We start from the raw sequence: 8,459 nt of genomic DNA on the forward strand, positions 1-8,459 counted from the left end.
ACAAATAAAAAAATTATTAAATGGATAAATTCAAAAGAATTTTAGAGGTCGAAAGGAGGACTTGGAAAAAACAATTTTTCAGGGTTCTCATAATTTTGATATTTGTATTTTCTTCTTTAGCAGTTATAGGTCTTTTCGATTTTGAAAGGATAAGTACAGGTATTCCGGCAGTTTTAAAATTACTGCCGGAAATGTTTCCTCCTGATTTCTCAAGAGCTGGAACTTGGTTTAAACCTTTAATAGACTCTTTGGCAATGAGTATCGCAGGAACTTCGATTTCTGTTTTTTTATCTTTACTTCTATGTTTTTTTGCTGCAAGAAATACAACTATAAATCCAATTGTTTACAACTTAGCAACACTAATTTTAAACGTCACAAGAGCTGTTCCTGAATTAATTTTAGGAATTATTCTAGTTGCAATGATTGGCTTTGGTGCTCTACCGGGGACATTGGCATTAGGTCTTCATTCTGTTGGAATGTTAGGTAAATTTTATGCTGAAGCTATTGAGCTTTGTGACAAGGAACCTATAGAAGCAGCTAGAGCTTCTGGCGCAAGTGATCTACAAGTTATTGTGCATAGCATTCTTCCTCAAGTTTTTCCTGCTATGGCTGATGTTACTTTTTATAGATGGGAATACAACTTTAGAGCTTCAATGGTTGTGGGTGCTGTAGGGGCTGGTGGTATAGGTTTAGAGATCATAAGTGCTTTGAGGATAATGGATTATGCTCAAGTATCAGCTTTATTAATAGTAGTTTTAGTCGTAGTAACTGTATTAGATAGCATGAGTAACTATCTCAGGAAATCAGTATCTGAATAATTCTCATTAAATGAAGAAAGTTGTTATTTCCAATAAAGTTCATACTGAAGTTATTGAGTTATTAGAAAAAAATTTTGAAGTAATTAGTAACCAAAATGATAAACCTCTAACTTATGAAAAATTAAAGTTCTTATGTAAAGATGCAAATGGTGTGATGGTATTTATGCCAGATAGAATTGATAAGAACTTTTTAGATAATTCAAAAAATTTAGAGATCATCTCTGGAGCACTAAGAGGATTTGACAATATTGATTTGGAAGAGTGCATAAAAAGAAATATAAAATTTACAATGATCCCAGATTTACTTGCTTCCCCTACAGCAGAGTTAACATTGGGACTTCTTATTGGTTTATCAAGAAATCTACTAATAGGTGATGAATATGTTAGATCTGAAAAGTTTAAAGGTTGGGAACCAAAATTCTTCTCAAATGGAATTGAAGGGAAAAATGTTTGTCTTCTAGGTATGGGTAAATTAGGGGTTGAAGTAGCTAGGAAGATTAAAGGTTTTAATGTAAAACTTTTTTATCATGATTTACAAAAATTAGATTCAATAGATGAACAACAACTAAACACCAAATATCTGGAATTAAATGATCTTTTTGAGAAGGCTGATTATTTGGTTATTCTTTTACCTTTAAAAAACGATACTTACCATTTTATTAACTTTGAAAATATTTTAAAAATAAAAAAAAATTGTTTACTTATTAATACTTCAAGAGGTTCTGTAGTAGATGAGAGTGCAATTGCACAAGCAATTAATTCTGGGCACATAGGAGGATATGCTTCAGATGTCTTTGAATTTGAAGATTTATCGATAAAAGATCGACCAAAAAAAATTAATCAGGAATTATTAAATTTAAAAGATAAGACTTTTTTTACTCCTCATCTTGGCTCAGCAGTTGATGAAGTTAGACTTTTTATTGAATTAGAAGCTGCTCAAAATATTATCAACTTTTTATATCATTAATAGTTTTATACATTTTTATATAAGAGATATTTTCTTTTTTGAAATAATCACCTTCAGATAAAAAACCGAATTTTTCATAAAACATTTGGGCTTTTTTTCTAGAAAATAAATAAATATAATTTATTTTTTTTTTTTCTAAATAAGAAATTGAATGACAAATTAATTTAGACCCAAATCCTTTGTTTTGATAAGCAGGTTTTGTGGCCATTTTTCTAATTCTTGCTTTACTTTCTCTAATGTAAAGTGAAATTATTGATATTAATTCCTCTTGTTTATATAAACCAAAATGTGTACCATTTTTATCATCTTCAAGAATACAAAATTCTCTTTTTTTATCTGGCCAAATAGCTTCATGCCTTATATCAATAGTTTGATTAGAATATATTTTTCTAATTGAAATTGGCATTCTTAATTATCTTTTCTTCTTAAATTTATCTTAATCATAAATGTTTAATATCTTGTTAAGACTTGTATTGAGGTGGAATCAGTTTTGAACAATATAAAATTAAAATTCGATAATGACGGATTTATAGTTAATGAGAACCTAATAAATCAAGTTGATTTAGAGGCAATTGAAAAATGGATTAGTGAACTTAACGACTCTAAAGAGGTTAACCATCATTATGAAAAAACAGTTAATGGTAAAGTGCTTTCAAGAACAGAAAACTTTGTAAGCTCGCATACATCTTTTAGGGAATTTCTTTTAAGTTCATCAATAAAAGATTATTTAACTATGCTATTTGATGATGAACCAATATTATTCAAGGAAAAAATAAATTATAAATACCCAGGGGGAGCTGGATATGCACCTCATCAAGATGCTCCTGCTTATCCTTTTGGGAAAAAACACATAACAATGCTATTAGCTATAGATGACTCTGATATAAATAATGGATGTTTGGAATTTGCAAGAGGTAGAAATAATGAGGGCATAATAAATATTGATGAAAAGGGGTGTATAGATTCACTAACCGCAGAAAAATTTGTTTGGGAGAAGATACCTCTTAAAAAAGGAGGCGCAGTATTTTTTGATTCTTTTGTTCCTCACAGAAGTTCAACAAATAAATCTAGTCGTCCAAGAAGAGCGCTCTATGTAACTTATAATGCTAAAACTGAAGGCGATTTAAGAAAAGATTATTATGACTTTAAAAAGAACTCTCTTAAAGATGGATATGTAAGTTTAATAGGTCACTTTGAAGGAGAAGCAATTAAATGAAATACAAAACTATTAAAAACTTCAAAAACAAATTACAAAATTCTGATAACAATGAATTTGTAGATTTATTATTTGACTTTATTAAGGAGGAAGGAAAAACTAATTATGATGAATCAGTCACTCAATTACAACATAGTCTCCAAACAGCTTCACTCGCTCGCACTGAAGATGGCAGAAGGCATATAGTAATTGCTTCTTTGTTACACGATATAGGTCATCTTCTAATAGATGAAAATGACTCAAAAAATGATTTCTTAAAAAAAGATCTTAACCATGAAAATATTGCTTCAAATTTTTTAAAAGATTTTTTCTCTGAAGAAATTACAGAAAGTATTCGCTTACACGTTGTAGCAAAAAGATATTTATGCTCAATCGATAATTCTTATTATGAAAGTTTATCTAAAGCATCTAAAAATAGTTTTAAGGTACAAGGTGGTGCTTTAAATAAAGAAGAGATTAATGAACTAGAAAATAATAAATACTTCAAAGATGCAGTTCGATTAAGAAAATGGGATGATAGAGGAAAGGTTTCTCTTAAAGAAGTTGAAGAATTAGATACTTATAAAGAAATGATTGTTGCCGAAAGATTAGCTATCTATTAAAAATATATTCATAGCTTATATTTATAGATTCTTTAAGAGAATTGCTTATGAATGATGATTCAATTTTTTCTTTTATAAAGTTCTTTATTTTTAATTTCTTAATAAGTGGAAGGCATATTTTACAATGCAAGGTTGAAATTTTATTATTTTGAACATCACTTTTAGAGATAATATCAACATAAAAACTTTTTGATTCAATATTATTCTTTTCTAGAATTATTCCAAGAGTTGTTGAAATACAAGAAGCTAAAGATGCAGACAATAGATTTGAGGGTTTAGTCTGTTCGCAAGAATCATGTAAATTTCTATTCGAATTTGTTTTTATTTTTAATTGATTTTCGAAGATAATTTCACTCCGAAATTCACCTACATATTTCGCCTTAATTGACATATAAAAATAGCTATTTTTAAGAGCTTATTATGGGTAAATTAAGTTAAGATTAAGGCCAAAAAATTTTGCTAAATTTAATAATTGATTAAAAAATTTTAAATGCAATTTTCTGATAGATATCTAAGTATTTGGGTTTTCTTAGCAATGTGTATTGGATCTTTATCCGGTTATTTATTTCCTAATTTATCTCAATTTATAGGCGGATTAGAGCTCTCAAGAATAAATCTTCCAATAGCAATTCTTATCTGGGGAATGATTTTCCCAATGATGTTATCAATAGATTTCAAGTCAATAATAAATTTGAAATATAAGATTAAAGGATTTTCTATTGTCCTTTTTATTAATTGGTTAATAAAACCAGTTTCAATGGCCATCATTGCAGCCTCTTTTTTATATTTTTTATATGGTAATTTTATAGATCCTGTACTTGCTAAAGAATATGTTTCTGGAATGATTCTATTAGGAATAGCGCCATGTACAGCAATGGTTTTTGTCTGGAGTAATCTTGTTAAAGGCGATCCTTTATTTACTTTAATCCAAGTAGCTATTAATGATCTAATATTAATTTTAGCCTTTCCATTATTGTCAAAAATTCTTTTAGGATTTAACAGTATAGATATCCCGTTAGATACTGTTTTCGGTTCTGTAATAATCTTTATTTTGGTACCACTTTTTCTAGCAATATTTTTAAAAAATAAAATCTATAGCGAAAAAAGAATAAAAAGTATTTTGAATAAAAGTAAAAGTTATTCGTTGTTTTTTTTAATTCTTACAGTCTTTTTATTATTCTTTGTTCAATCAAAATCTATATTACAAAATCCTATTCATATAATCTTAATTTCAATTCCATTAATAATACAGACTCTTTTTATTTTTTATTTAACTGCTTTTTCAATGAAGTTTTTTAGGCAAAAGTATTCTATTTCCTGTCCAGGATCGATGATAGCAGCTTCAAACTTTTTTGAACTTGCAGTAGCTGTATCGATAACTCTTTTTGGGATTAATTCAGGAGCTGCTTTAGCCACTATAGTTGGGGTACTAGTAGAAGTTCCTTTGATGCTTTATTTAGTAAATATTTCTAAGTCTTCCAAAATATTATTTATAAAGTAATATTTTCTTCATACCATTGAATTCTTTCTTCTAAATAAGTGCTCATACTTCTGCCAAATCAAAAGCCTTTTTAAGATCTTTGGTCATAAATCTAGCGTAACTTTCTAGGTGTGTTTGTAGATCATGCCCCATTGCATCAGCAATTTGTTTAGGTGCTCGCATTGTTCCATCTTCCATAGGTCTAGTGTGAGCAACATATGCGTATCTATGACGGAAGGAATATGGTTTGCACTTTTGTCCTTCTGCTTCTGCTTCTGCACAAATAGACAACCAAGTCTTTCTAATGCTCTTCCTCCTAAGATATTCTCCAAAGTTTTGACCGCCATTACCTAGAGGAATTTTTGGCAGTTCTTCTCCCGCTGCCAACCTTTGCACTAAGTTGTAGTTCCAATCAAAAGGTTCTCCATCTACATCTCTAACCAATAAAGGCAATAGTTGTCTTTCTTTAAAATTAGAATTTACTTTTTGGTATATACACCAAAGTTCTGTCTTGTTATTTCTGAGAACCAGATGATTAAGTTCTTCTGGTCTTAATCCATAAACTGAACAAAGTTGAGCAGCAAACTTCCATCTTTGGGCTTGTGGTTGGTCAATAAAGTTATCTACTAATCTTCCAATCTGGGCATCTGTTAATGGATAACCAATATCTTTCTTTTTAGCTATATTTTTTTCTTCATTATTATCTTTGAAATTTCCATAATTTGGTCTCCAATAAGAAGGGAAATCTTCATAGTTGCAGCAATAATCTAAAAAACTATTAAAAGCTAATCTCATATGCCTTCTTATTGTTGCCTTGTCAGGTGGCCAACCAACTAATTGATTGTATTGTCCATGCTTATATTCATTAATTACCTTTTTATATAAAGCTCTAGCATTTTGCGGTCTATGATTTGCTCTATTCATATAGAACATAACTCCCTCTAAAACAGGAAGATGCTTTTTATTCCAAGTGTTTTCTTTAATATCTGATCTTTCTTTTCTATATCTAACAAAAGCCCCTTCCCAATCAAGTTTGACTTCCGAAGAAGAGTTTCTTGCATATTTAAAAGCGGTCTTTAAAAGGATCTTTCCATTATTTTCTAAATAAGTGTTTGCTCCTTCTTCTATAAACTTCAATGCTTCAATCATTTGATTCTCTTCCCATAAGTAAGGAAGGTTTATAGATTTTCTTCCAGTTGTCTTAGTTCCATATATTAAACGCATATTCCCTCTATCATTTTCTACTGTCCAACCAGATCCAATAGATTCCTTTATTGCCCTTCTTAATGTTTTTACCCAATTGTTTGATTGTGGCATTTAATGACCGAGTGCTCTACCTATTGTCCACGGATTTCCGTGGATTTTCAACTGAGTAAGGCAAAAGTGTGCAGTCTCGTGCAGTCTTATGCAGAGTATGACTTCAGTTATAGCTTAGATCCCTTTGTCTCACTAGAAGAGTCATAGTGCTTTGGGAGCACTAGGTCGCAGGTTCGAATCCTGTCGCCCCGACTCTAAAAAATCAAGTCATACTAGCGAGTCTCTCAACTCGCTTTTTTATTATTTGTTGTCTCACATTAAGAAAAGGTAGCTAGAGGGGTAGCTAGGATACAGTTGTTGCGGTCGTCACTTACTTATCTAGTGCCTTTTATTGACAATTCCATCAATTAGGTTGTTCCCCAAAAATTTTAGAACACTTATTAATCAATAAGTGCTTAATCAATAAGTGCGACCCATGAAAAGGCTGCTCCAATACCGATTAAAATTCCCGAAACCAAATTTTTATTCTTTAAAATTTTTCCAATATGCTCTGATAAGTATAGGACTATTAAGAGCAAAGATCCTTGCCCTATAAATATTCCTAAAAAGTAACTTAATAGAGGACTTTGCTCAGCACCAATAATTGCACCTCCTATCAAGTAACCATGCAAAGAGATCATGGGTAAAAGTAATGAGCTAGGTAAATAGCCCAAAATTATCAAACTTTCTAAAACTAAGCTTAAAGATACTAATGCTTCTGCGTAGGGAATCATAAATTCTGGCAATGACAAAATTTGCGCAATAGCACTTCCAATTAAACCAAAACCTAATAAAGGTAATATCCATTTTTTTGGGAATCTCAATCCAATAAGACTTATTGCCAAAATAAAAAGGAGATGGTCTGGACCTAATAAGGGATGACCAATACCACTGATAAATCCCTGCCAGGAAGTTAATGTGGAACTCTCACCCATACCAAATGGATGATGAGCAAATACTGGATTATAGATACTAATAAAAAACAAATATACAGGGAAGATTATTAAAGAGACTTTTAAGTTCTTATGAAAAAAATTTTTAGAATTCATTTTTCTATTTAAATTAATGATCTTTGCATGGTGAACATTCTTCACAATCTGTACATTCGCAAGGACAAACACAACCACAACCTGGACAAACTTCTTTCTCGTTTAAAATCAAAGTATCTGTTACTAAATGTTTTGTAAAAGTAATAACCATAATTTGGAAAATTTATTTCTAAATATAAACAATATATGACTAAAAATTAATGCTAGTAATAATTTTTTATACATTTTATAAAATTAAATTAAAAAACGATTATCATTTTTATTTAATTAAGAAATATATTATTTAACAAAATTTAAAAATGATAATCATGTTCATGAATATTATTTAACAAAACAATAACAAACCTTTTAAATAATATTTTGATAATGAAAATCACATTCATGATTATTATTTAAAAAGATAACTTCACTCAGCTTCTATATCAATAATTCTTTTACCTTCCAAAGCATTAATTCTTTCTTCTTGGAATTCAATAGCGACTATCAATTATTTTTTGGGGTGATAACTACAAGAAGGCACTCGGGTGTAAAAGGGGTAGCTAGAGGGGTAGCTAAGTGACGATCTCATGCGAATTCATGCGATAGCAAGGCATGAATTTGAGACTCAGAAACGTTCCAACACAATAGATAACTCTAGTTATAATCTATATTCTTATATTTTTCTCAAAGTTACATACAAGTGCTTTGGGAGCACTAGGTCGCAGGTTCGAATCTTTTAGCCCTATGAGTTTCAGCAATAAGTCTCAGCTAATACCTAGTTCACTCAAATTTTTGCTTCACGCAAAATTTACGCAAAATAAATCTTTGAAAAATAATTAACCTGTGAATCCCATTTTCTGTTCTGCTGCCATTAATGAGCCAACAAGCTTGTGCTCAGCAACTTTTTCATCGTCAGTCATAACTGGCTTGATATCAAAATCTATATCAAACTTAACTTTCCAAGGAGCAAAATGTTCTGTCATTTTTATGCCTGCTGAAGCTTGGACAATAATATAAACATTATTTGAGTAAGAGGCATGATACCTTCCCAA

At 30.2% G+C, this 8,459-nt stretch carries 11 protein-coding genes; 5 read left to right on the plus strand and 6 right to left on the minus strand.

Features of this window, described 5'->3' with window-relative positions:
* Positions 1-20 precede the first annotated feature (20 nt).
* Entirely contained in the window at positions 21-818 is a 798-nt protein-coding gene (gene phnE / locus JJ842_09625; protein MBO6972172.1) for a phosphonate ABC transporter, permease protein PhnE, read from the plus strand.
* A gap of 10 nt (positions 819-828) precedes the next feature.
* Complete coding sequence (locus JJ842_09630) at positions 829-1,785, plus strand: hydroxyacid dehydrogenase (protein ID MBO6972173.1); 957 nt, start codon at positions 829-831, stop codon at positions 1,783-1,785.
* On the opposite strand, the gene JJ842_09635 is transcribed toward JJ842_09630, so the two are convergent.
* Complete coding sequence (locus JJ842_09635; GenBank protein ID MBO6972174.1) at positions 1,766-2,191, minus strand: GNAT family N-acetyltransferase; 426 nt, start codon at positions 2,189-2,191, stop codon at positions 1,766-1,768. The two genes, JJ842_09630 and JJ842_09635, sit on opposite strands and share 20 nt — an antisense overlap.
* Before the next feature lie 84 nt (positions 2,192-2,275).
* Between JJ842_09635 and JJ842_09640 the strand changes: the two genes are divergently transcribed.
* Together JJ842_09640 and JJ842_09645 are read left to right on the plus strand one after the other, a co-directional pair.
* Complete coding sequence (locus tag JJ842_09640) at positions 2,276-3,001, plus strand: phytanoyl-CoA dioxygenase family protein (GenBank protein ID MBO6972175.1); 726 nt, start codon at positions 2,276-2,278, stop codon at positions 2,999-3,001.
* A complete protein-coding gene (locus tag JJ842_09645) occupies positions 2,998-3,603 on the plus strand; it encodes an HD domain-containing protein (GenBank protein ID MBO6972176.1) in 606 nt (201 codons plus the stop codon). The genes JJ842_09640 and JJ842_09645 overlap by 4 nt, the downstream gene beginning before the upstream one ends.
* On the opposite strand, the gene JJ842_09650 is transcribed toward JJ842_09645, so the two are convergent.
* On the minus strand, positions 3,593-3,994 hold the full coding sequence (locus JJ842_09650) for an OsmC family protein (protein ID MBO6972177.1): 402 nt from the start codon (positions 3,992-3,994) through the stop codon (positions 3,593-3,595). The two genes, JJ842_09645 and JJ842_09650, sit on opposite strands and share 11 nt — an antisense overlap.
* A gap of 99 nt (positions 3,995-4,093) precedes the next feature.
* Between JJ842_09650 and arsB the strand changes: the two genes are divergently transcribed.
* Entirely contained in the window at positions 4,094-5,104 is a 1,011-nt protein-coding gene (gene arsB, locus JJ842_09655; protein MBO6972178.1) for an ACR3 family arsenite efflux transporter, read from the plus strand.
* A 42-nt stretch (positions 5,105-5,146) separates the two neighbouring features.
* Here arsB and JJ842_09660 read toward each other — a convergent pair whose 3' ends face one another.
* The 4 genes from JJ842_09660 to JJ842_09675 all read right to left on the minus strand — a co-directional run.
* On the minus strand, positions 5,147-6,400 hold the full coding sequence (locus JJ842_09660; GenBank protein ID MBO6972179.1) for an integrase: 1,254 nt from the start codon (positions 6,398-6,400) through the stop codon (positions 5,147-5,149).
* A gap of 395 nt (positions 6,401-6,795) precedes the next feature.
* Positions 6,796-7,500, minus strand: a complete 705-nt coding sequence (locus JJ842_09665) for a HupE/UreJ family protein (protein ID MBO6972180.1) — start codon at positions 7,498-7,500, stop codon at positions 6,796-6,798.
* Positions 7,442-7,579, minus strand: coding sequence for a hypothetical protein (locus JJ842_09670; protein MBO6972181.1), 138 nt, complete (start codon positions 7,577-7,579; stop codon positions 7,442-7,444). The genes JJ842_09665 and JJ842_09670 overlap by 59 nt, the downstream gene beginning before the upstream one ends.
* Positions 7,580-8,243: 664 nt before the next feature.
* A partial coding sequence (locus tag JJ842_09675) for a DUF3303 family protein (GenBank protein ID MBO6972182.1) occupies positions 8,244-8,459 on the minus strand: 216 nt, incomplete at its 5' end.

The organism is Prochlorococcus marinus CUG1433, from assembly GCA_017644425.1.
Taxonomy (GTDB): Bacteria; Cyanobacteriota; Cyanobacteriia; order PCC-6307; family Cyanobiaceae; genus Prochlorococcus_A; species Prochlorococcus_A marinus_U.